Source organism: Mesorhizobium sp. M0833 (assembly GCF_040319905.1).
In the GTDB taxonomy this organism is placed as follows: domain Bacteria; phylum Pseudomonadota; class Alphaproteobacteria; order Rhizobiales; family Rhizobiaceae; genus Mesorhizobium.
Map to the genome: position 1 here is coordinate 99,694 of NZ_JAMYOQ010000008.1, position 22,608 is coordinate 122,301.

Sequence of the window (22,608 nt, forward strand, 5' to 3'; positions counted from 1 at the left end):
TTGATGGAGCCTGTGAAGCGGCCGCCACGACGCTTCTGTTCAGCGGTAAGGCCGCCTGATCCGCTCCCTGTCAGAGCCTCCAGCCAGTCTCCCGCCAATGAATCCGGCGAGTCGACATGATATCGTCCCCTCTCGCAGAAAAGGACTGACTTTCCGGCCTTGGCAAGAGCATAGCCTGCTGTTGCGCCCCCGACACCTGTCCCTATAACGATGACATCCCACTCCCGCGAGAGTATTTCCGGATCGTCGACAAACTTCTTCACTCTGCAAAAGCTCCAATTCCGACCTTGTGCTGAGCGACAGGCCGTATTTCAATTGACGATTGCTATCACCGCTTCGATCTCTACCCGGACGTTCGCCGGCAGCGATCCCATGCCAACCGCGGAGCGCGCGTGGCGGCCGCGATCCCCCAAGACTTCCGCCAGAAGCTGCGAGCACCCTTCCATCACCCGGGCGTGGTCGCGAAAATCGGCAACCGCATTCACCATGCCGAACACCTTCAGGAACTCGATGTCATCGAGTGAACCTGTCACGGATCGCGCAACTGACAGCAGATGCTTGCCGCAAAGCCGCGCGGCCTCGCGTGCCTCGTCAAAGCTGCAGTCGAGCCCCACCTTCCCAGTCAGAAAGGAGCCGTCGGACAAACGCGGGACTTGTCCCGAAATGAAGGTCAGCCTGTCGATCTTCTTGAACGGCGCGTAGGTATAAGAAGCTGGCACAATTGGCGGAAGCTCAATGCCAAGCTCCTCTAATCTGTCTTTGGTAGACATCGTCTCTCCCCCACATTGGATGTGGCGAGTATCGCGTCGGCATAGATGCCCGGGTCCACATTTCGTCCACTCAAGACGACCACAGTTGTGCGCCCAGCGGTCCGCTCGCGATCGGCCAACACGACTCCAAGAGCCAAGGCGCCGCCCGGCTCGGCCACCAAGCCGAACTCCTCAAAAGCGCTTTTCATGCCTTGCATTGCCTGCCCGTCGGTGCCCGTCATGACACCAGACAGGAGCCTCTTGTTGACCTGGAACGTTAGCGGACCAGGAGATGGGGAGAGAATGGCATCGCAGATGCTGCGACTTGTGGCCGGAAGCGTTACGATGTGCCCTTGCTGCAGGCTCTGCGCGGTGTCGTCATAGCCCTCGGGCTCGACCCCCCATACTTCGGTAGCTGGGGAAAACGCTTCCATAGCAAGCGCGCAGCCGGCCATGAGCCCACCGCCCGAGCACGCGGCGACGAACGTGTCTATGGCGGTGCCCGCTAATTCCTCTGCGACCTCCAGCGCGACGGTGCCGGCGCCGGCGATGACGTGCCGATGGTCAAACGCCGGTATATAATGCAGGCCTTCGTTCTCGACGGCGCCTTCAATGAGCGATTGCCTATCCGCGCTGTCCCGGTCGAACAGCCTGATTTCGGCGCCCCATGCGCGCGTCCGATCGAGTTTGGCCGCCGGTGTGGTTGACGGCATGAAGACGACTGTCCGCGCGATCGAAGCTTTGCGTGCAGCCCAGGCAACCGCCTGGCCATGATTGCCGGAAGAAAGTGCCACGATACCATGTCGACTCGCCTCGCTTGAGAGCTGCGAAACCGTGTTCCATGCCCCGCGCACCTTGAAGCTGCCGGTAGGCAGCAATGTTTCCGCTTTGATCAACAACCTCCCGCCTGCCCGCTGATTCAAGGTTTCGCTTTCAAACAAGCGGGTTCGCGGGAGTACGTCCCTTAAGCGTTTGGCCGCCTCCTCGATTTCTCCGAATGCTGGAATCTGTACCTCTAATGAGTTTTGCGCGGCGTTCATAAGGGCATCCCGTGAATTTGATATATCGTATAGCGTTGCTGATTCTTAGTGTCAACGGGGGGAATACCGCCCTTGTGGAGGGGGTTAGGCGCACCGGACCGTCAGGGCCGGGCGCGATTGGCCGGTGAGTTCCGGCGCTCTGTAAGGGCATAACGGCCACGTTTTGCCCCAATCTGGCATTGGCATGCTTCGACACCGCCCCAGCCCCTGCGTCTTGAGGTGTGTCGCGGCGGGAGGTGGTATTGTCTCGCCACTTTGCCCAGCCGAAATCACGACGACCGCTCGAAAAAGAAATTGACAGACGCTCGAAACTGGCACTTATGATATATCAAATGAAAGCCCTGCCAGCTCGGCACGCCAGAGGACATAGGCCATGGCAACAGCAGATATCGCCCGACGCTGTGTCGCATTTCCTGGGAAAGTCGCGACTTGGAAGGCGATGACCTCCGGGATCAGCACAGGAGCAGCCGATGCAAGCCTATAGATACATGTTGAGGCGTTTGGCCGGACTGCCTCCGCTGCTGCTTGGCGTGGTGACTATCGCTTTCATTCTATCGCATCTGGCGCAGGCAGATCCCTTGACATCGATCCTACCGGAACGGCAGCTCAGCAATCCGGAGGCCGTGGCGGCGGCCAAGGCAAGATGGGGCCTGGATAAAAGCCCAATTGAGCAATACGTCGTGTACATCAAGAACATCGCTTCCGGCGATCTTGGCACGTCTTTCCGGACAAAGCGCCCAGTGTCCCAGGACCTTCTGGAGCGCCTCCCCGCGACTATGGAACTCGTTGTGGCCGCATTGCTGGTTGGGTCTGCTTCCGGGATCTTGCTGGGGGTCCTGGCGGCGAGAATGCGTGACACGCTAGTCGACCATCTCGTCAGGCTATTCGCACTGCTTGGCTCTTCGCTGCCAGTCTTTTGGTCGGGTCTGGCCGCCTTGTCTATTTTCTCGGTTCAACTCGGGCTGATGCCAGGCCCTGGCCGCCTCGATTCGCGCTCGCCGGCCTTGGACACGTTCACAGGATTCTACACGGTGGATGCGCTTCTCCAGGGCAAGTTTTCGACCTTTCTCGAGGCTTTGTCGCACCTGATACTGCCCGCCGCAGTGCTTGGCTGGTCAATTACGGGCATCATCTCACGCTTGGTCCGCGCCAGCATGCTCGATGTTCTCGGTCAGGATTACATTTTGATGGCCAAGGCCAAAGGCGCAACCGACAGGGGCGTTCTCTTCCATCACGCCTTGAGAAACGCACTCATTCCCGCAATAACGGTTATTGGATATTCTTTCGCATTTCTTCTTACTGGCGCCGTTCTGACCGAAACGATTTTCTCCTGGCCTGGAATTGGTTCGTATGCAGTCGACTCCGCGCGGGCGCTTGACTACCCCGCGATCATGGGGGTGACCTTGCTCGGTGGCGCGTTCTTCCTCCTGACAAACCTCGTCACCGACCTGACATACGTATCCGTCGACCCCAGGATCAAGCTACAATAGGTATCCAGATGACAAGCATCCCATCCACCTTGCCTCGGACGGGATCGAGGCGCCGTCGTAACCTTTGGTCGAGCGCGCCGGGCTGCATCGGCCTGGTCATTATTCTGTTCTGGATTTTCGCTGCGATGACTTCGCAATTCTGGGCGCCTTACCCGTCTCTTGATATGGTCGGGCATCGCCTGCAGCCGCCCAGCTATTCACATCTGTTTGGGACGGACTCGCTTGGCCGGGACGTATTTTCCCGAACAATGGCCGGCGCGTCATATTCGATCCCCATCGCAACGACGGTGGTGGTTGCGGGTGCTCTTTTCGGTAGCGCGCTCGGCGCCATCGCCGGTTTTTTCGGAGGATGGACCAACACCTTGATCATGCGCATGGTGGACATAACGCTGTCGTTCCCGCCGATGCTGTTGGCCATGGCGGTAGCGGCGTCCCTGGGACCCGGCCTGTGGACGGCGACACTGGCGATGATTGTGGTTTGGTGGCCGCTTTATGCCCGGCTGATGCAAGCACAAGTCATAAGCGTCAAACACATGGAACATGTGGACGCGGCTATTTCGTCCGGAGTCAGGCCGCGGAGGCTGTTGACTCGCTATATTCTGCCCCTCTGCTGGACGCCGATCCTGATCAACGCCACGATGGATTTCGGCCAGGTCGTGCTGCTTGCGGCCTCGCTCAGCTTTATCGGGCTGGGCGCCGCCCCGCCTGCGCCCGAATGGGGCGCTATGGTCTCCGACGGTGCTGTCAATTACTATTACTGGTGGATCGCCACAGCACCGGGATTAGCCATTCTCACCGTCGTGCTGGCGCTGAATTTCATCGGCGACAGAGTGCGTGACATCCTTGACCCGAGGAAAGGCTCATGAGCGATGCTGTCCTGCTTGAGGTTCGAGACCTCAAGGTCGCCTTCGACACTTCCGAAGGTCATGTGGACGCTGTCAGGGGCGTGACGTTCTCGCTGCGAAAGGGCGAGATCATAAGCGTGGTTGGCGAGTCAGGATCGGGAAAGAGTGTGACGATGCGCGCGCTCATGGGCCTCCTGCCCCAGTCGACCCTGATCAGCGGCTCTGCGAAGCTGCTTGGAACCGAATTGGTTGGCATCGCCCCGAAAGAGCTGCAACGGCTGCGCGGCTCTCGAATGGCAATGATCTTTCAGGATCCTCTCACCGCACTCAACCCAGTCTTGACAGTCGGCGACCAGGTTATGGAAGCGATCCGCATTCACAACTCCGCGATGTCGGACACCGACATCCGCAGGCGAGCCATGGATTTGCTTGCCGAGGTGGCAATTCCGTTCCCTGAGAAGCGAATGGAGCAATATCCTCATGAGTTCTCGGGCGGAATGCGCCAACGGGTGGTGATCGCCATCGCCATCGCCAACAAGCCCGACTTGATCATCGCCGATGAACCGACCACGGCTTTGGATGTCACGGTACAGGCCCAGATTCTTGAGCTGCTGGAGCAGCTCTGCCATCGCAACAACACTGGGCTGGTGCTGATTACCCATGACCTCGGCGTCGTTGCTGGAATGGCGGAAGCCGTCTCCGTGATGTACGCCGGGTCGGTCGTCGAGCAGGCGAGCGTCGACGACCTTTTCGACAATCCCGCACATCCCTACACCCGCGGCCTTCTGGGCTCTCTGCCGGAGATCAATGGGGAGATTGGACGCCTGACGGACATCGGCGGCGCCCCCCCCACGCCTCAAACAATTCCGAATGGCTGCGCATTTCACCCGCGGTGTAGTTTCGCCATCGAGAAGTGTCGCGCGCTATCTCCTTTGCTCACCAAAGTAGGCAATTCAGCTGTCGCATGTCACTTGGCAAATGGCCTTCCGGCATACCGCAGTCCAAGGAAAGCGGCATGACGGACATTCTCCAAAATCTATCGGCCCCCTATGGTGATACGGAAATGGCTGGCCAGGCGCCGGCGCCCGTCCTGCTTTCCGTGCAAAACCTAACCAAGGAGTTCGGCCTAGGCGGTGCCTTTGCGACCGGCGTCGGCGCCCCCGTTGTACGAGCCGTCGCAGGCGTCAGTTTTGATCTGATGCGCGGCGAGACGCTTGGCCTGGTCGGAGAATCCGGTTGCGGAAAATCGACGCTTGCGCGGTGTATTTTGAGGCTGACCAAACCGACCTCCGGGGCAGTCCTTTTGAATGGCGTCGACCTGTCAAAGCTTAGCAATGACGAGATGCGCCAGCAGCGCCGGCATCTTCAGGTCGTATTTCAGGATCCCTTCGCATCGCTGCACCCACGAATGCGGATTGGCGAAATCGTTGCCGAACCTCTCGGCCTGCTTGATCTCACGAAAAGCGAGAGGCAGAGCCGCGTCCGCGAGCTGATCGAATTGGTGAAGCTGAACAAAGAGCACCTTCAGCGGTTTCCACACGAGCTCTCGGGAGGCCAGCGCCAGCGTGTGGGTATAGCGAGGGCACTCGCGGTCAACCCGAAACTCATTATCCTCGACGAGCCCGTCTCGGCGCTCGATGTCAGTATCCAGGCGGGCATCCTGAACCTTCTCGCCGAAATGCAAGAGAGCCTCGGCCTCGCTTACCTATTCGTCGCTCACAATCTTTCCACCGTCCGCCACATATCTAACAGGGTCGCTGTCATGTATCTTGGAAGGATCGTCGAGATCGCCTCCAGGGAAGAAATTTTCGGCAATCCTCGGCACCCCTACACGGTTGCGTTGCTATCGGCCGTTCCGACGGCTGATCCCCGAACCGAGCGTCGCCGAAAAAGAATCGTCCTTCAGGGCGATTTGCCAAATCCTGTGAATCCTCCAAGCGGTTGCCGATTCCGAACGCGTTGCTGGAAAGCACGCGACATATGCGCAACAGAAGACCCGGTTCTGCGCGAATTAGGGAATTCCCGTGTAGCGTGCCACTTCCCTGAGCCGGACCGTGCATCGCAATCCCAAGCGCAATAGTTCGGTTGAGATCTTTTTAGGCGCCTGGCGAGACAGGGGCGGGCGCATTGAAGCCTAAGAGGCCGCGCCGAGCTGTGCTAAGCTTATCTGCGTTCCGCCGAACTGAGGCAGAACCTTCGCGCCACATCTACGCCGCACGTGGCCGCCCTCTTCCAAGACCCTGCACTCGACTGGCGCGATGTATGGGCTGCCTGCGATCGGGGCTGTCCCCTACGGACGTGGCGCGCCCGCACCTATTTACCAAGTCAAGGTTCACAGGCCGCCGGCGGTGCGGAACCGCTCCGCACAACTCCACCTCGCAGCCTGATCGGTCTAGCCTTTTTTGGCCGCCCGGCGCGCGCGAAGTTTTTCGGCCCCAATCGCGGCGTTTCGCTCCATCATTTTCCAAAGACTGCGTGGGCTGGCGCCAAGCTTCTTGACAGCCTTGCCCCGTTCAGGAGGTGCAAATGCCTCGACCGTATTCTTCCGGATCGCCTCAAGCACGATGCCAGCGACAAACTCCGCGGTGACGGGAGTCCCCGCGAACGACAAGGCCATCGCGTCGTCTTCCGCTTCCTTGTCGAGCATCGGCGTTTCGGTCGACGTTGGATGGACAATCGTGAATTTTAGAGGGCTTTCTCGCTCCTCTAGCGCAAGCGCGAGGTGATAGGCACGAAGTGCATGCTTGGCTGCCGCGTAGCTGGCGATGCCCGGAAAAGGCAGGAAGGCGGTCATGCTGCATATCGTCACGAGATGACCGTGGCCTTGCGCCTTGAACTTGGGAAGTGCCGCCATCATCCCCCTGACAGGCCCGAAGAAGTTGGTCATCATCGTGTCTTCATGCTGCTCCATCTTCAAATCGCGGGCGTATCCGGTGTGGACAATGGCGGCATTGTTGACCAACACATCCAAGCGGCCGAATTTCGTCCTGACTCCGTCGAGAACGTGGTCCCATTGCTGCGACGAGCAGATATCGAGCCGAACAGCTTCTGCCTTTGGCCCAATTCCCTCTGCGACGCTTGTTGCGCCAGCCAAGTTGATGTCGGCCAGAATGACGGTATTGCCGGCTTCGGCTGCCCGCTTGGCCAACGCCGCGCCGATGCCGCTCGCCGCGCCGGTGATTAGGAACACTTTGGATTTGGACATTGTTTTTCCCTCGTGTGGCACGCCTAAATCGCTTCCAAAAAGCTCGCTCCAGAGAGCATTGATCGGCTGTCGTCAGACCAAGAGCGACCGGGGGCTACATTTAGGGTAAAACGATATATCATACTTGCATTTTGTGCGAGAGGGTGCAAGTAGAAAAGGTCGCACCGGCGATACTTGGTCCAGCCGTTTCTTGTTGAGCCAGGTTTTACAGCGTCTTTCCGTCTCGAGACCTGAGCACCTTTAGATATATCAAACGGCCAAAACTCACAGGAGACTTTTTTGAAAAACGCCCTGAACGCGCGTCTTGCGAGCGGCAAGGCCTGTCTAAACGGTTGGTTGGCTATCCCCTCGGGATTTTCCGCCGAAGTCATGGCCAAGGCCGGGTGGCACAGCATCACGGTGGACCTTCAACATGGGGTCCAGGACTACCTCACTATGGTGCAGTGCTTTCAGGCGATCGGCGCCTATCCGGTGACGGCCATGGTTAGAGTTCCGTGGAACGAACCTGGCATTATCGGCAAAGTCCTCGACGCTGGCGCCTGGGGCGTCATCTGCCCGATGATCAACACTGCGGAGCAAGCGAGGGGTTTCGTCGCTGCCTGCCTCTACCCCCCTGCTGGCAACCGATCGAACGGCCCGGTTCGCGCGGGTGGCTATGGAGAGCCCGGGAACCTCTATCAGGAATTCGCAAACGAGGAACTGCTTATCTTGCCGATGATAGAGACACGCCAGGGCGTCGAGAACCTTGATGAAATCCTGGACGTTCCTGGCATTAGCGGCGTCTATGTCGGCCCAAGCGATTTGGCCTTCTCGTTTGGCCTGCGCCCGGCCTTAGACCTGGAGGATCCGGAACTCCTTGCTGTCTACGCACGCATAATCGACGAGACAGGCAAGAGGGGGCTGATTGCCGGCCTCCACTGTGCGGCTCCGGCCTATGCGGCAAGGATGATCGACATGGGGTTCCGCATCGTGACCATTACCAGCGACGCCACGCTCCTTGGCCAGATCGCGCGGGAAACAGTCAAGGACATCCAGACCTCCGCAGGCGACCTGAGCCGGTAGCGGCCGTTCCGGGTCATCTGTCCGAAGGCCAAGACCAACAAGCAGCCGCAAACCGCCACGCCTTTGCGGCCAAACAGAAGGATAATTGGAGTGCCCTAGTTGGGAGCCGAACGGCTGCGGGCCTGCCAGCGTGATAGTATAGAGGCAAAGCCTCTGCCCATCGGCGTTGTGAACATCTCTGTGGTTTTTTTGGCGCCGTTTCGACTATACTGATTGGCGCAAACTCCTATGTCGAGCGAAGGTCACAAAGGATTGCCCCTTCGTCAGGGTAAGCCGATCGGCTGAACGTTGGGAAAGGAAGTCGATGTCTGTTACCGAGAGCTACGATGACGACGACGCTGCCCAGGAGGCGGACGAAGCCATCGACCGAAACCGCGATAGCCTTTCGGAACAAATCTATACGCGGCTGCGCCTTGCGTTGATGACAGGTCTCTATGGGCCTGGAGCCCGTCTGAGCATCCGCAAGCTGGCGGTCAGCTACAATACGTCTCCAACGCCAGTCCGGGAGGCGATTGTTCAGCTCGTAAGGGAGGGGGCCTTGGAATTGCGCCTTGGATACCAGCCGCGGGTTCCGGTGCTGTCAATTCCGCGATACATCAGCATCCGGGAAACACGCGCTCCGCTGGAGCGGCTTGCTGCCGAATTGGGTGCGGTTAACATTACCGAGGAGGAAATCCAAAGACTGCGCGAACTTCACGATACCTGGGTGAAGTCTGAGGCGCAGGAGCAATGGAAAGCGGCTCTTGCTGCTAACCAAGAGTTTCATTTTACGATCTACCGGGCATCAGGAAACGAGGTCCTGGTTCACGTTATCGAGAACCTGTGGCTACTTTCCGGACCGTTCGTGAACAACCAGTATCCAAACATTCTGCAAGCGGCATCGAAGGTGCATCCGCACGTGTTGATCATAGATGCGCTCGTGCGCAGGTCGCCGAGCGAGGTCGGCGACCTCGTCTTGCGCGACACACGCGAAGGCTCCTACCTGATCCTTCAACAGTTGAAGGAAACGCAGCGGCTCGGCAAGAAGAAGACGGCAGCGAAGCAAAAAAACGGCCCAGCGCTCGATTGAACCAAGCATTCAGCGCCAGCTTACAGCAAGATATTCGGTCTAGTTGAAAACAGACAATGTCGGCCGACGTCTCGGCGCAACGCCCCGCAGGTAAAATTTTGATCGACCGGCGGGTGAAGCACCTCGCCGGTCGATCGACTATCCTTGGGCTGGGGTTACGTGGCCAACCTATTGCCTGAAGCTTAGTTCACGCAGTGGCATCAAGTCGTTGAGGCTGTAACGAACGCCTTGCACGTGTTTGTTATAGACGTAAATGTTGTCGGGGTTGACGAGGCCGATGATGACCCGATCCCCTATCATTTCCAAGGCAGCCTGCTTGAAGAATCCGTCACGCTTGGCCTCGGGAGCCGCCAGTGCCTTGTCCAGCAGCTCCTTCTCCTTGGCGTTCAGCAATCCGAGGCGCTCGGCGCCGGACCGCTTTGCCCACCGTGTCCCCGGGATCATGCCAAAGTTGTCGATATACTGCCCCGTCCCATAATAGTCAGGCGCATAGAACGACGCGGTCAGTGGCGTGCCGTCTCCACGGACGGTATCAAGCCAGACTGGAAAGGTCAGCGGTTCAAGCTTGATACGAATGTTGGCCTTGGACAGATCCTGCTGAAGCTTCTGCATGAGAGTGGACATATCCACTCCGTAATAGTTCATGTTTGGAAACTTCGCCTCAAGGTCGAGCCCGTCTTTCAATCCAGCCTTTTCCAGCAGTTCCTTAGCCTTTTCGATGTTGTATTCAGGCTCCGGCAAGCCTTGCGTGCCAGGCCATTCGTTCGGAACCGGAGACGGCTGCAGCCGACCGGCGCCACCGACGGTGAACTCGACAAGGCCTTTGTAATCCACCGCATAGCCGATGGCCTGTCGAATTTCCTTCGTCATGGGAACGGGGTTAGCCTTCGCCCCAGGACTAAGCGCCATATAGATATAGTTCGCCGATGGCAAAGAATCGACGACGATATCGGGGGATGATAAGGTCTTTGCCGTATCAGGATCGATTTGCATCGCGATATCCACATCACCGTTCTGGATCAACTGCGCCTGCGCAACCGAGTCTTTTACTTGCTTGAAGAGCACCTCGCTGACGCCTGCTGGTTGCCCCCAATATTTATCGTTCCGCTTCAATCGCAACTCCGCATTGGGACTGTATGCCGCCAACACGAAGGGACCACTGCCAGCCGAGTTGGACAGAAACCATGGCTCGGCAGGATCGGTGCCGGCGTCTTTCCCCGCCCGTGCGCCGTGTGCCTCGGCCAGATCACTGTTGATGATCGCAGAGCTGCTCACCATGACCTTGCCAAGGAACTCGCCATCCGGCTGGGTCAGCTGGACTTTGACGGTGTGGCTGTCGGGCGCCTCCATTGACTTGATCGTGCCCAGCGTCCAGGCGTTACCGCCTTGGCCGTTGATGAGCCTGTTCCAGGACCAGATGACATCTTTTGCCTCCACCGGAGTACCGTCTGCAAAGACGGCCTTGGGATTGAGCTTGAACACGAAAGCCGAGTTGTCCTCGTTGGCCTCCCATGACTCTGCCAGTCCCGGCTCCACGGACCTCCCGTCTTTGCCGAGATGAACAAGCGTTTCGTACGTAGCCGTCAGGTAAATCATGCACGTGTCGCAACCGGCCCGCGACGGATCGAGTGAGTTCAGGTCCAGATTCCGGGCAATCACGAGCGGCCTGTCCTGTCCCCAGGCGAAGGTGGGAGCCGCGACCGGAGCGATCAACGATGCGGCAATTGCGGCGACCCTCAACCCGTTCGGGTAAGGGCGAGATTTCAAGGAAATATTCATGGTCTTCCCCTTTTTTGTTTGTGCGCTTTTCATTCGCCAGTCGGCCGCGCAACATTGACTTGGCCGTATCGGCATTCGGACCGGATGCTGGTCGTGGACATCCGGCGATGGCTTCATGGATGCTTCGGAGAAGCCGGACGAGCGGTGACTGGCAGATTCTGCTAACGCGGGACTGAACGTGCGTGCCGGTGCGACGGCCCCGTCCTAGCCAACTGCGAGTGTGGCGGCATTTCTGTCCGTCCTCCCAACGGTCTGTCATTTTGGTATATCATAATTGCCGCTTTTGGCAATGACGTTTTGGCGATACCGCACAGCGCTCGTTTGATATATCAACAACTAACTTGAAGTGATCGGATTCTGGCCCCGGGCGACGCGCTTGCAATTTCTACCCCGATGACGGGACTACGCCCGGAAGCGCGCCATGCCTTCAATCAGGAGCGCAACTGCTGTCGCGTCCCGCGAATGGCAGTGCACAACCGCCTCATGGTGTGTGGCGCGGTAAACCCCCTCGTAAACGATGGAACCCCGAGACAGCAGGCTCCGGAATTGCGATACAATTCCGATGAGCTTGACCACGCCCGGATGATCGAGAACGTCCGCGAGTGGAAGCAGTCCTCCCATACAATGGCTGTCCCCTCGCAAGCAGCTTGGCGTAATTTCAATTGTGGTCCACGATATATCAAATGTCTCTGGAGTTGCTAAGCTGCTTAGGCTGGCGCCGCGACAAAGAAGGCAGCGATTGCTACGACCACGGTTGTAGCCGATTTGACAAGCGGGACCGCCCTATACGTTCCGGCGCACAACCATGGCAGATGGACGCAGCCAGTCGGCTTCAAACCGCCAAATCGCTGCTTGGTCGGCGAGGAAGTTTTGTGGTCTCGCCGCAGCGATGCCTCTAAACTGCACATGACGTCAAACTCGCCGCGCAGTGCTGGACTTGCTCAAGCCTCATATCCCGCCCACGATCAGGGACGCTATTCGTGCCCTCTCCGCAGAGGTAGAGGCACGAAATCTCGCCGAGTCGTACTTCAACAGCCCTGCCCGCGTCGGTACGAGGGCAAATCGGCGAGCTTCGGCGTCGACAAGTGCGTGGTTTTGGTGGCATCGCCTACGGAACGTTCCATGCAACCACGTTGGCGCCCGTCTTTCCTGTGACCGCATGCCTGGGGAATGTGGCATAAGAGTTTTCGATCAGGATGATCTCGCCATCGAAAGCCTCAGAACGCGCGCAGCCGAACTTCACCCGGCCTTAGGCGCGGCGAGTAGCCGCCGGACCGGCGGCTGGGTAATTCGCTCCCCTTGGCCTTATATCACCTTCTGTTTCGGATTCTCTTTCTTCGAATTGAGCAGTTCGATAATCCTGGAAGAACCCTCGCGCAAATCGCGCACCGCCATTTCGCCTGCTTCGGCCGGAGACCGCCTTTCCAACGCGTCGATCAGCAGCAGATGTGGGTGCACTCCAGACCTGCTCAGGCGTATGTTCCGATATTGATAATAGACAACTGGGTAAGACAACATCCAGAGGTTCTCGATGATGCGAACCAGAATATCGTTCATGGATGCCCTATACACCGTAAAATGAAACTCATGATTAGCAGCAATGGCCGATTGCCAATCCCCCTCAGCTTCGAATTGCATCCACTTGTTATTGATCTCTCGAACATGTCGGATACCCTCTTCTGTAATATTGACTGTGCTAAGTTCAGCGGCCAGCCGCTCAAGAGGTATGCGAGTGTCGCGGATCTTGATGTATTGTGCAATCGAGAGAACCGGCACGATAGGCTGGTAACCCGACCGCAGTTCCAGGGCTCCCTCTCTTACGAGCTGCATAACTGCTTCACGCACGGGTGTCGGCGAGGTGTTAAAAGTCGCGGCCAGCTTTCGGATGCTTAAACGGCTACCGGGCTCATACCGAGCGGTCATCAGCGCACTGCGCAGCTTGGCATAAATCTGATCAGCCAGGCTGTCGCGATTCAACCCTATGCGGTCGTCCGTTTCCTCATCCGAGCGTTCAACATCCGTCTTTGTCGCAAGCATCATTTCTCCCTGCCCGTAGCCGGGCACCACAATACCAGAATCCCAATCTCGTGCCTCTCAAAACCTGTAGCGGCAGGATTCACTGTCGGAGTCTGTGATCATCCACATGCAGCAGTCAGCCGCAACATGTTTTAGAGCAGTCCCGATGACGGATCAGGTGCCCTGTGCAGGTCTGCCGATCCAATGAGCGTCCACTGAGCGTTGACGCGCCAGCCATCGGCGGGTGCGGCGTCGAAGTTGACGAACGGCAAGCCACCGAAGGTGGGCGTCAAGGAATGCATCAATTCAGCATCGTCGGCCTATCGTTGAACGATGCAGATGGCCGATTTTCCTAGTCGAGGATCGCTCCCATGCCCTCCGCCGCCAGCTCTGATCATTCACGGCCTTTTCCTTAGCCAAAATGGGTTTTAAACGCGGATTGGACCCGGTATTGATCGTCGGTGCCGTAGACGACGTTCCAACACTGGAGCGCCGTACAGGGATGTGAGATGCCAAGTTGAAGGATGTCTCCCACCAAGAGGCCTTCGACGCCTGGTCCGGAAATGAAGGCGTGTTGGTCGTTCACCTTCGCGACGACCGGCAGTTGGTCATCTACTGAGGTAACCTTGACGCCATCACGGTAGATTCGCCGCACGACAGGGACCCCTTGGTCGGTTGGCGCGTCGCGCCTTCCGAACCCTGCTATGGCAAGACCATCTTCCGGCCGAGATACGACTTCCGCCCAAAGCGACAACACCGGCCTGATTGCATTTCCTATCGATCCATAGCGACTTCTTGCTGCTATTGCCGCGAGAGCCCGCTGCTGCATTCCGTCGTCAGAGAAGAAAATAGCTCCGGAGCGCAGCACCAGTGAGGTTGGGCCTTGAGTTTCAGCCACTGGCCGCAGAGCGTCGATCACATCGTCGAAATAGCTTGAGCCGCCTGCGGTAATAATCAAGTGCTCGCCCAAAGGTACGGCTTCTCTGGCCGAACGATGCGCGTCAGCAACCAGTCGAAAAAGCTGGCGAAATATGATCTGATAGTCGACGCCGCTTCCGGCCGCAGCGCCGGCTTCGTAGGTGGCAACGCCTGCCAGTCTGATCGCGCCATTCGTGGCGATGATTGCGTCGCGGATCGCCATGGCGGTACCGATGTCTCTGGCGCCGGTCCGTCCAAACCCGACCTCGATCAACCCGAAGGCTCTGGCCCCGCCTCTCTTGCGAAGGGCTTGGTGCAGAGCCCTTACGGTTTCGACCGAATCCAGGAAGACATACGCGTCGACGTCCGGAAAGAGCGCCAGGGCTGCGGCCAGGTGAGTACAGCCGGTCATTCCACCGGGGGGGCTTCCGTAAATGATGCGCTTCACGCCTGCAGCCATGAGTGCAGACAGCTGCTGAACATTCGCCACGGTCGCTCCCCAAGCGCCGGCGGTGACGAGCGAGGCCGCTAAGCCTGGCATCATGGGCGTCTTGGCGTGAGGCGCCAGGAGCACTTTCTCGTTCTCGGCGAATTGCAGGAAATTGGTGGCATTGGACAACAGAGCTTCCTCGTCCAACGTCAGCACGGGCAGTGTCATGCTGCCGTCGTGCGGCGACCAATTCATCGCGCTGAGCTTTCCGTTCGATATCACGACCCCGGGCGGAACGCCTCGTACGCTCCCATCAAGCTCGAAGTCCGCGGCTTCATTAAAGTCCAGCAACTTCATCGTCGCACTCCGTTTGGAAATCGCAGTCAAAGCTTGTCTGACATTTCGTTGCCTTCGACGCTGGCTACGGGACCAACGCTATTCGGGTCGCTCAGAGCTGGCGGCGGACCGTGCTGCGATACACCGCACGTCCGATGCTGGCTCACCCCCCTGTCCCTGGCACAGGTGCGCCACTGATTTTCGCCGCGCGGCAGGGGTCAGAGCGGATCTGCTGCATCCTCCCCAAGGAAACAACTAAACTCAGCAGCGTGCGATGGTAGATGCCTCGCCAGTCTGGCCGATGGACCCCCCGGGGCCTCTTTGCTGTGAAGAGCGTAGACAGGGCCAATGACACGCTCCAGCGCTGTGGATGACAGACAGTGCGCTCCTCGTCTCAACGAACCGACACGCAGCCAATTCTGCTTATAGGTACCGCTTCCGGATTGTCGTCTTCAGGGCATCCAGCAACATCGCCGCGAGAACCAGAGCGCCTTGAATCATCTGAGTGTAGTGTGGCGGCATCGAAAGGAGGTTGATCGCAGTTCTGATTGCACTCAGTAGAAGCACGCCGGCAAAGACTCCGGACAATCTGCCGATGCCACCCTTTAGGCTCACTCCACCGATGACCACCGCTGCAAACGCTTCGAACAGCATCCCAATACCAAGGTTCGGGGTCGCCCCGGATGTCCGAGCTGCGAGCAACCATCCGGCAAAAGCCGCGAGTGCAGCCGATAGCACGAAGCTCCACGCAGCGATCTTTTCTACAGCGATTCCGGCCCGGAATGGCGGGATGGGATTGCCGCCCACAAGGTAGAGGTAACGGCCAAACGGCGTCTTCTTCAAGACAAATGAAAATACCAAGAAAATGGTGACTGTCAGCCAGGCAAAGAGCGGTATTCCCGCCAACTTGACTAGGGCGATGGATCTCAGCGAAGCGGGCAATCCAAACACAGCCGAACCGCCATTGAACGCTACGACGGCCCCGCGAAGGAAGATATATGTCGCGAGCGTCGCAATGAACGCATTGATCTTCAGCTTAATAACCAGGAGGGCGTTGGCGAGACCGATGGCAACGCCCAAGCCAAGAGCAACCGCCAGCGTCCCCGGAATGATCAGCCAACCTGGGCCTTGCCCCCATCCCCATCCGAGCGGGCCGGTGCTAACCAAGGTCGCGGTAACCATGGCGGCAAGAGCCATGGTCGACTCGATCGACAGATCCATTTGGCCAGCGATGATCGTGATCGATAGGCCGACCGCGAGGATGCCGACAAACGTGGCCTGCTCGATGATATTGAAGAAGATGCCGAATTGGGCATAACCAGGAATTGCGACACAAAACACCGCAAGAATGGTCAGCAGGATCAACCATACGATATTCTCGAGTGCGGCTTCGATAAGCGTCCGCTTCATTCCCAGCCCTATCTGCCGAGGGCGAACGGTTTCCTGGTCACTTAAACTTGTCATGGTTGCCTCGAAAGCAAGCCTGAGGCCGAGCGGGCGTGCTCGGTCCCCAGGGGGTCAAATCAAAACGTCAACCGATTGGAGTGACCTTGACGTCCGGGATCTTGCCATTTCCCCAAACGGCCGGATCGTCAACGTTTTCCTTTGTCACGACCTTTCCGGGGATCTTGAAATAGGGACCCCATGGCTCGATCGTCAGCGCAGCGTCGAGGCCAAGAACCTGATAAGTGCCGACGTTGAGAGGCTGTTTATTGACAAGCTTGTCCATCACCTCAGCCACGGCCAACGCTTGCGCATACATGGGCTGCGCAACCGACGCTTGCTGCCAGCCGGCACGAATCTGAGCCAATCCACCGGGGTCGCCGTCTCCATCCAGGCACATGACCTCGCCTGGCTTCTTTCCGGCCGCTTCGAGCGCTCCTTGAACTGCGGACGCCAGATACCCCGAGTGATAGAAAATAACATCGATGTCAGGGTTAGCCTGCAACTGGTTCTGCGCCGTGCTGCCGGCGTTGGTTGGTTCCCACTGCGGCGTCGGCTTGGTGATAAGCGTCACGTCGGAAAGGCCCGCCAACTTCTCGCCGAAACCCTTTGCCAGGCCCACGACGTACGAGTCGCCGGGGTCTCCCATGATTTGCAGCACTTTGCCTTTGAGCGAACCCTTCCGCTCCTTGAGGAGCCGGATCGCCTCATCACCTGCAATGCGGCCGATCTCAATCGTGCCGGCCACAGAGGTAAAATCGAGCTTGGTGCTCTTGATCTCGCGATCAAATGCGATCACCGGAATTCCGGCGGCCCTAGCCTTCTCGACGCCAGGCACGGCTGCGTCGTAGTCAACGGCGGCGAGGACGATCGCCGTTGGATTTAGATTGATAATGTTGTCTATCTGGTTCAGCTGCAGATCGGACTTATTGCCGCCATCCAAGGTGATCATCTCGTAGCCGATCTGCTGAAGAAAGGCGGCCTCAACCTTTGCGGACGCCGGATAGAACGGGCCGCCCGAATCAGGAATTAGGAAGTACACCTTTCCTTTACTGGCAGCCGACACGCGGCTGGACGCCAGCCCGGCCATGGCTCCCAAGGCAAGCCCGCCTATCTGTCTTCTCGAAAAATTCATTGCTGCGCTCCCTGTTTTCTTATTGCCGAGGACAAACGATCAGGATGCGGATCGGCGAGCCGCATCTCCGGTAATCATACGAATGACATCCTCGTGAGTTGTCTGGGCAGTCGGCACGTTTCCTGCGACCCGCCCCTGATGCATGACTATGATGCGATCCGCGATCTCGAAGGCATGGGTCATATTGTGGGTGACGATGATCACCGTGATACCCTGATCGCGCACGTGCGCGATTGTTTCCAAGCCTCGTCGCACTTGCTCCACGCCCAGCGCGGCAAATGGCTCGTCTAGCACGACGAGCTTTCCACCCCAGTGGACAAAGCGGTTAAGTTCGATCGCTTGACGTTGGCCGCCCGAGAGATGCTCTGCGTTAACTCGTACAGAGCGGATGCGCGTGCCTCCTGCACTCAGCACCTTCTCAGTGATTGCCTTCATCTCGCCCTCCCGAAGAATCGGGATGCCAAAAAAACGCCGAGTGAGTTCGCGTCCCATGAAGAAATTCGCGACAACGTCGGCATTCAGGCAAACGGAAAGGTCTTGGTAGACGGTCTCGATGCCCATCTGCTTGGCGTCATGAGGAGACTCGAAGACGCGCTCCTCGCCTTCGAAGAAGATCTTGCCGCCTGACGGCTTCAGTCCGCCGGAGATTACTTTGATCAAGGTCGACTTGCCTGCGCCGTTATCACCCAGCAGGGCCAGCACCTCGCCTCGACCGACCGAAATATCCACTCGATCCAGCGCCATGACAGCGCCGAAATGCATACTGATGTCCTTCAGGTGCAACAAATCGCTCACGGCAGCCGCGTCCCTCATGCTGTTTCCGCAATTGATCGACCATATACGATATTTCATATCGGTCAAAGGTAATATTTGAGAATTGGCTCAAAGCCTTTGTGAGCCTCGCAGTCACAGCGCAGAGAAAAAACATTGTAGCTACTCGGAATCCCGGAGCCGCAGCGTTCATTTTGAACCCTTTGCAACGTCCGTTTAGAGTGTGCAACGCGTTTTCGGCAGTACCGACATCCTCACGGGAAGGGCGGATGGCCGTAGCAATTTGGTGTTTGCGTCTCATATTTCGTCCTGTCGCAGGACAAAATCGGCTCGACAAGTTCGAAATTTGCTATATCAAATCTGCTTTGACTGATATAAAATTCTGAGTGCGCTGTTTTTTTGCACTTCCTGCTCGCCGCCGGCAGGGGCTGAAGGAGAGTATCGTTTGCACTTAGATTCGACCCAGTCGTTCACGCGACATGTTTCCTTCGAACTCGTCCTCGGGGAAAGTCCTGTTTGGGACGACGATCGCCAGATACTTTGGTTCGTCGACATCTTGGCGCCGGCGCTCTATCAACTCGATCCAGCTTCGGGACAATTGGCCACTCATCCGATGCCCGCGGCGGTCGGAAGCGTCGGCCTGGCGCAGGGTGGACGCTTGATCGTCGCGCTTCGGAGCGGCGTGCACCTTTATGACCCGGCGTCGCGATCGCTCGAGTTCCTCGTTCACCCTGAGCCGAATGTCTCGATCAATCGGCTCAACGACGGTAAAGTCGGTCCGGACGGCTGCTTTTGGGTGGGCAGCATGCACGATTCCGTTCCCCGCTTGCCCACCGCGTCGCTTTACAGGATCACGCCGGACGGCCGGTGTACTCGGATGTTAGGCGGGGTCAACGTGTCGAATGGTTTGGCCTGGAGCCCTGATGGCACAACGATGTACCACGCGGACTCGAGAGGTTCGGTCTCTGCATATGATTTCGATCCCGCCAACGGCCAGATGTCCCGAATGCGGGTGCTGGTCACGCCCAGTGAGGAAGAGGGTCTGGCCGATGGCGCCGCGGTCGATGTCGATGGCTTCTATTGGAGCGCCGGAGTAACGGCAGGCTGCATTAACAAGATTTCACCGGCCGGCGGCATCTTGGCCTCGATGCCGGTTCCCACCGATGCGCCAACGATGCCGTGCTTCGGGGGGCGCGATCTTCGAACCTTGTTCATAACGTCGCTCTCGACAGCCCGCAACGGCAAGCCGGACCTGGGAACTCTGATCTCTTGCCGCACGGACGTACCTGGCGCGCCAATCGGGAAGTTCGGGTGATGGAGAGCTCACCTGATAGTCGACGAGACCCGGCCCGCCGCGTATCAAAGACCTTTCTTGGTCGACCTCGCCACGCCGGAGCGGCATGGGCATGCGGCCTCTTCCAACCGACGCATCGCCGCGCCTGCGCGCCCTGTCAAACCGATGGCGGCCTCGCTACTGGTAAAACGATTGGGGTCTCGTCTCGTGCTGAATACTGAAATATCGGGGTACTATGCCAACCACTCAAGGGCCGCGGCGCCATTAGCCAAGAGGACATACACGTGACCAAGCCTTCAATTTCGACCGAAATCGCCTATCCCGACGTGCTTTTGCGTATCGATGGGAATTGGCGTCAGGCAAGCAACGGCCGTACCTCTCCCGTCGTCAACCCGGCCACCGGCGAGGTGCTGGGCGTGTTCGCCCATGCTGGAGAGGCTGATATCGGAGCCGCGATAGAAGCCACGAGCAAGGGTTTTAAAACTTGGCGTGCGACCTCGCCCTTCGATCGTTCCAAGTTGATGCGGCAAGCCGCCGAACTGCTGAGAGCCCGGTCCGGGGATGTTGCGCGGCTCCTGACGCTCGAACAGGGAAAGCCGTTCGCCGAAGCCAAGGCAGAGACGCTGAGTGCCGCCGACATCATCGATTGGTTCGCCGAGGAGGCGCGGCGCACCTATGGGCGTGTTATTCCGGCCCGCTCTCGCGCCGTTCGCCAACTCGTGATTAAGGAACCGGTTGGGCCGGTTGCTGCATTCACACCCTGGAATTTCCCCGTCAGCCAGCTTGCGAGGAAGCTTGCCGCCGCCTTGGCCACAGGCTGTTCAATCATCATCAAAGCGGCCGAAGAAACGCCTGCGGCGCCAGCCGAACTGGTACGTGTGTTCATCGACGCCGGCTTGCCGGACGGCGTCATTGGTCTCCTGTACGGAACACCGGCTGAAATCTCGCAGCACCTTATTTCCCATCCGGTGATCAGGAAGATATCGTTCACTGGATCGACTCCCGTCGGCAAGCAGTTGGCGTCTCTGGCCGGCCAGCACATGAAGCGTGTGACTATGGAACTCGGTGGCCACGCACCGGTGATCGTTCTCAAGGACGCTGATCTGTCACGCGCCGCGTCGACGATGGTCGCCTCCAAGTTCCGCAATGCGGGGCAGGTCTGCGTGGCACCGACACGCTTCCTCGTTGAGGAGCCTGTCTATGACGAGTTCGTGGCGAAATTCAGCGACGCTGCCAGGAAGATCAGGGTTGGCAACGGGCTCGACGCGGAGACAGGCATGGGTCCGCTGGCCAACACGCGGCGTGTAGAAGCGACAGAAATGTTCGTTCAAGACGCGGTGCAGCACGGAGCCGAAGTGGTGACTGGAGGCGAAAGGATAGGCAATACCGGCTTCTTCTTTCAGCCGACGGTACTCTCCAATGTGCCCACATCGGCGCGCGTCATGAACGACGAACCATTTGGCCCCCTGGCGCTCATGGTTCCGATGCGGTCGATTGACGAAATCATGGTCGAAGCAAACAGGCTGAATTTCGGTCTGGCGGCATACGGATTCACCCGGTCGGCAGCCAGCGCCGCCAGGATCGGCGATGACATCGCTTCGGGCATGATGTCGATCAATCATCCTGGGTTGGCGCTCCCAGAAGTGCCGTTCGGTGGCATCAATGACTCGGGCTACGGGACCGAGGGGGGCGCTGACGCATTGGAAAGTTATCTGAACTCCAAATTCGTCTCCCATTTGCAAATCGACTGACTTCCCAAAACAGACGGAACCAATCCATGAGCACATACGACGTCGTGATCATCGGCGGCGGCATCGTTGGCATTGCGGCCGCAATGCGGATAAGTGACCGCTATCCTGGTTTTTCAGTTGCGATCATCGAAAAGGAGGCGGACCTCGCCCAGCATCAAACTGGGCGAAACAGCGGCGTCATTCATGCCGGCGTCTACTACAAGCCAGGCAGCTTGAAAGCCTTGTTCTGCAAGGAGGGGGTCGAGGCAACCATAGCTTTCTGCCGCCAGCACTCCATACCATTCGATCAATGCGGAAAGATGATCGTGGCGACAAAGCCGGACGATCTCCCGCGCATGACCGCTCTGCACGAACGCAGCAAGGAGAACGGGTTGAATGTCGAAGTTCTCGATGCAGAGGAGCTTGCGCGGCGCGAGCCGAGGATAACAGGCCTCGGGGCGCTATTCGTGCCGACCACTGGCATCGTTGACTATGCCGTAGTCGCCCGAAAAATGGGTGCGGAAGTGGTGCGCCACGGTGGTGAAATCCTCACGGGCCTGAAGGTCGAGACCATCAAGGAGGACCCGAACGGGGTCACGATCGAGGCGGGCCCGAGAACAATCAAGGCACGTCACCTGATCGTCTGCGCTGGGATTATGGCGGACCGCTTGGCCAAGCTCAGTGGACTGACCCTGGATTTTCAACTGGTGCCATTTCGCGGCGAGTATTACAGGCTCGGCCCGCACAAAAACGACATCGTCAACCACCTGATATATCCCGTACCGGATCCTGCTCTGCCATTCCTCGGCGTCCACCTGACGCGCATGATCGGCGGATACGTCACCGTGGGACCGAACGCCGTGCTCGCGTTCGCGCGCGAAGGCTACAGGTTCAGCGATTTCAGCTTCAAAGATGTAGCCGAGATATTCTCGTACCGTGGGTTCCGCGTGTTTGCGAAGAACAATCTTGGTTTGGGTCTGTCGGAGATGGCTAATTCTTTGAGCAAACGACGCTATCTGGCGCTTTGCAGGCAGTACTGCCCCGAACTAAAGATCGACGACCTGGAGCCTTACCGTCCGGGTATCCGCGCTCAAGCCGTGATGAGCGATGGGACGATCGAGCATGACTTCATCATACGCTCCACGGCCCGGATCGTGCATGTCTGCAACGCGCCTTCCCCGGCAGCGACGTCCTCCATGCCGATTGCTCGCGCGGTCGTTGATCGCGCTGCAACGCAATTCGGCTGGTGAGGTGGCAGCCTAGCGTGTCCCGCGGCCATTGTGCAGAGTTTGATCG

General features: G+C 58.3%; 18 protein-coding genes and 1 pseudogene. 9 read left to right on the forward strand and 10 right to left on the reverse strand.

Annotated elements, in window-relative coordinates; translation table 11 throughout:
- Positions 1-131: 131 nt before the first annotated feature.
- The 3 genes and pseudogenes from NKH98_RS11695 to NKH98_RS11705 all read right to left on the reverse strand — a co-directional run.
- A pseudogene (locus NKH98_RS11695) lies at positions 132-263 on the reverse strand (FAD-binding protein); the annotation flags it as partial.
- 48 nt (positions 264-311) lie between these two features.
- On the reverse strand, positions 312-770 hold the full coding sequence (locus tag NKH98_RS11700) for a RidA family protein (RefSeq protein WP_352898540.1): 459 nt from the start codon (positions 768-770) through the stop codon (positions 312-314).
- Positions 749-1,789, reverse strand: a complete 1,041-nt coding sequence (locus NKH98_RS11705; RefSeq protein ID WP_352898542.1) for a threonine ammonia-lyase — start codon at positions 1,787-1,789, stop codon at positions 749-751. The genes NKH98_RS11700 and NKH98_RS11705 overlap by 22 nt, the downstream gene beginning before the upstream one ends.
- A gap of 470 nt (positions 1,790-2,259) precedes the next feature.
- Here NKH98_RS11705 and NKH98_RS11710 point away from each other — a divergent pair, with 470 nt between their 5' ends.
- The 4 genes from NKH98_RS11710 (at position 2,260) to NKH98_RS11725 (ending at position 6,204) form a co-directional block, all read left to right on the forward strand.
- Positions 2,260-3,279: an ABC transporter permease gene (locus NKH98_RS11710; RefSeq protein WP_050578024.1), complete on the forward strand. Its 1,020-nt coding sequence runs from the start codon at positions 2,260-2,262 to the stop codon at positions 3,277-3,279.
- Between the two features lie 248 nt (positions 3,280-3,527).
- On the forward strand, positions 3,528-4,145 hold the full coding sequence (locus NKH98_RS11715; protein ID WP_352898726.1) for an ABC transporter permease: 618 nt from the start codon (positions 3,528-3,530) through the stop codon (positions 4,143-4,145).
- Entirely contained in the window at positions 4,142-5,143 is a 1,002-nt protein-coding gene (locus NKH98_RS11720) for an ABC transporter ATP-binding protein (RefSeq protein ID WP_352898543.1), read from the forward strand. Before NKH98_RS11715 ends, NKH98_RS11720 begins: the two co-directional genes overlap by 4 nt.
- Positions 5,144-5,187: 44 nt before the next feature.
- The gene (locus NKH98_RS11725; RefSeq protein ID WP_352898728.1) at positions 5,188-6,204 is read left to right on the forward strand and encodes an ABC transporter ATP-binding protein; all 1,017 of its coding nucleotides are present in this window, start codon (positions 5,188-5,190) and stop codon (positions 6,202-6,204) included.
- A gap of 312 nt (positions 6,205-6,516) precedes the next feature.
- Here the strand turns inward: NKH98_RS11725 and NKH98_RS11730 are convergent, their stop codons facing one another.
- The gene (locus NKH98_RS11730) at positions 6,517-7,329 is read right to left on the reverse strand and encodes an SDR family NAD(P)-dependent oxidoreductase (RefSeq protein ID WP_352898545.1); all 813 of its coding nucleotides are present in this window, start codon (positions 7,327-7,329) and stop codon (positions 6,517-6,519) included.
- Between the two features lie 279 nt (positions 7,330-7,608).
- On the opposite strand from NKH98_RS11730, the gene NKH98_RS11735 reads away from it, so the two are divergent.
- Together NKH98_RS11735 and NKH98_RS11740 are read left to right on the forward strand one after the other, a co-directional pair.
- Positions 7,609-8,391, forward strand: coding sequence for an HpcH/HpaI aldolase family protein (locus NKH98_RS11735; RefSeq protein ID WP_352898547.1), 783 nt, complete (start codon positions 7,609-7,611; stop codon positions 8,389-8,391).
- Between the two features lie 304 nt (positions 8,392-8,695).
- Positions 8,696-9,460 (forward strand): GntR family transcriptional regulator, encoded by a 765-nt coding sequence (locus NKH98_RS11740; RefSeq protein ID WP_352898549.1) that lies wholly within the window; start codon positions 8,696-8,698, stop codon positions 9,458-9,460.
- A 168-nt stretch (positions 9,461-9,628) separates the two neighbouring features.
- Here the strand turns inward: NKH98_RS11740 and NKH98_RS11745 are convergent, their stop codons facing one another.
- The 6 genes from NKH98_RS11745 to NKH98_RS11770 all read right to left on the reverse strand — a co-directional run bounded on the left by NKH98_RS11745 (position 9,629) and on the right by NKH98_RS11770 (position 18,279).
- Positions 9,629-11,239 carry an ABC transporter substrate-binding protein gene (locus tag NKH98_RS11745; protein ID WP_352898551.1) on the reverse strand — a complete coding sequence of 537 codons (1,611 nt, stop codon included), beginning with the start codon at positions 11,237-11,239 and terminating at the stop codon, positions 9,629-9,631.
- Between the two features lie 1,305 nt (positions 11,240-12,544).
- Positions 12,545-13,279, reverse strand: coding sequence for a GntR family transcriptional regulator (locus tag NKH98_RS11750; protein WP_352898553.1), 735 nt, complete (start codon positions 13,277-13,279; stop codon positions 12,545-12,547).
- A 388-nt stretch (positions 13,280-13,667) separates the two neighbouring features.
- Entirely contained in the window at positions 13,668-14,960 is a 1,293-nt protein-coding gene (locus tag NKH98_RS11755; RefSeq protein WP_352898556.1) for an alanine racemase, read from the reverse strand.
- Positions 14,961-15,362: 402 nt separating this feature from the next.
- Positions 15,363-16,349 carry an ABC transporter permease gene (locus tag NKH98_RS11760; RefSeq protein WP_352898558.1) on the reverse strand — a complete coding sequence of 329 codons (987 nt, stop codon included), beginning with the start codon at positions 16,347-16,349 and terminating at the stop codon, positions 15,363-15,365.
- A 121-nt stretch (positions 16,350-16,470) separates the two neighbouring features.
- Positions 16,471-17,517: a sugar ABC transporter substrate-binding protein gene (locus NKH98_RS11765; protein ID WP_352898561.1), complete on the reverse strand. Its 1,047-nt coding sequence runs from the start codon at positions 17,515-17,517 to the stop codon at positions 16,471-16,473.
- A gap of 39 nt (positions 17,518-17,556) precedes the next feature.
- Entirely contained in the window at positions 17,557-18,279 is a 723-nt protein-coding gene (locus NKH98_RS11770; RefSeq protein ID WP_352898730.1) for an ATP-binding cassette domain-containing protein, read from the reverse strand.
- A gap of 454 nt (positions 18,280-18,733) precedes the next feature.
- Here NKH98_RS11770 and NKH98_RS11775 point away from each other — a divergent pair, with 454 nt between their 5' ends.
- The 3 genes from NKH98_RS11775 (at position 18,734) to lhgD (ending at position 22,562) form a co-directional block, all read left to right on the forward strand.
- A complete protein-coding gene (locus tag NKH98_RS11775) occupies positions 18,734-19,603 on the forward strand; it encodes an SMP-30/gluconolactonase/LRE family protein (protein WP_352898563.1) in 870 nt (289 codons plus the stop codon).
- Positions 19,604-19,881: 278 nt separating this feature from the next.
- Positions 19,882-21,333: an NAD-dependent succinate-semialdehyde dehydrogenase gene (locus NKH98_RS11780; RefSeq protein WP_502894238.1), complete on the forward strand. Its 1,452-nt coding sequence runs from the start codon at positions 19,882-19,884 to the stop codon at positions 21,331-21,333.
- 26 nt (positions 21,334-21,359) lie between these two features.
- Positions 21,360-22,562 carry an L-2-hydroxyglutarate dehydrogenase gene (gene lhgD / locus NKH98_RS11785; RefSeq protein ID WP_352898567.1) on the forward strand — a complete coding sequence of 401 codons (1,203 nt, stop codon included), beginning with the start codon at positions 21,360-21,362 and terminating at the stop codon, positions 22,560-22,562.
- The last annotated feature ends 46 nt before the right edge of the window (positions 22,563-22,608 follow it).

Bases quoted from the DNA above. Each gene is read 5' to 3' on its own strand.
- NKH98_RS11700 (WP_352898540.1), bottom strand. From the start codon at position 770: ATGTCTACCAAAGACAGATTAGAGGAGCTTGGCATTGAGCTTCCGCCA.
- NKH98_RS11705 (WP_352898542.1), bottom strand. From the start codon at position 1,789: ATGAACGCCGCGCAAAACTCATTAGAGGTACAGATTCCAGCATTCGGA.
- NKH98_RS11710 (WP_050578024.1), top strand. From the start codon at position 2,260: ATGCAAGCCTATAGATACATGTTGAGGCGTTTGGCCGGACTGCCTCCG.
- NKH98_RS11715 (WP_352898726.1), top strand. From the start codon at position 3,528: ATGGCCGGCGCGTCATATTCGATCCCCATCGCAACGACGGTGGTGGTT.
- NKH98_RS11720 (WP_352898543.1), top strand. From the start codon at position 4,142: ATGAGCGATGCTGTCCTGCTTGAGGTTCGAGACCTCAAGGTCGCCTTC.
- NKH98_RS11725 (WP_352898728.1), top strand. From the start codon at position 5,188: ATGGCTGGCCAGGCGCCGGCGCCCGTCCTGCTTTCCGTGCAAAACCTA.
- NKH98_RS11730 (WP_352898545.1), bottom strand. From the start codon at position 7,329: ATGTCCAAATCCAAAGTGTTCCTAATCACCGGCGCGGCGAGCGGCATC.
- NKH98_RS11740 (WP_352898549.1), top strand. From the start codon at position 8,696: ATGTCTGTTACCGAGAGCTACGATGACGACGACGCTGCCCAGGAGGCG.
- NKH98_RS11745 (WP_352898551.1), bottom strand. From the start codon at position 11,239: ATGAATATTTCCTTGAAATCTCGCCCTTACCCGAACGGGTTGAGGGTC.
- NKH98_RS11750 (WP_352898553.1), bottom strand. From the start codon at position 13,279: ATGATGCTTGCGACAAAGACGGATGTTGAACGCTCGGATGAGGAAACG.
- NKH98_RS11755 (WP_352898556.1), bottom strand. From the start codon at position 14,960: ATGAAGTTGCTGGACTTTAATGAAGCCGCGGACTTCGAGCTTGATGGG.
- NKH98_RS11760 (WP_352898558.1), bottom strand. From the start codon at position 16,349: ATGAAGCGGACGCTTATCGAAGCCGCACTCGAGAATATCGTATGGTTG.
- NKH98_RS11765 (WP_352898561.1), bottom strand. From the start codon at position 17,517: ATGAATTTTTCGAGAAGACAGATAGGCGGGCTTGCCTTGGGAGCCATG.
- NKH98_RS11770 (WP_352898730.1), bottom strand. From the start codon at position 18,279: ATGCATTTCGGCGCTGTCATGGCGCTGGATCGAGTGGATATTTCGGTC.
- lhgD (WP_352898567.1), top strand. From the start codon at position 21,360: ATGAGCACATACGACGTCGTGATCATCGGCGGCGGCATCGTTGGCATT.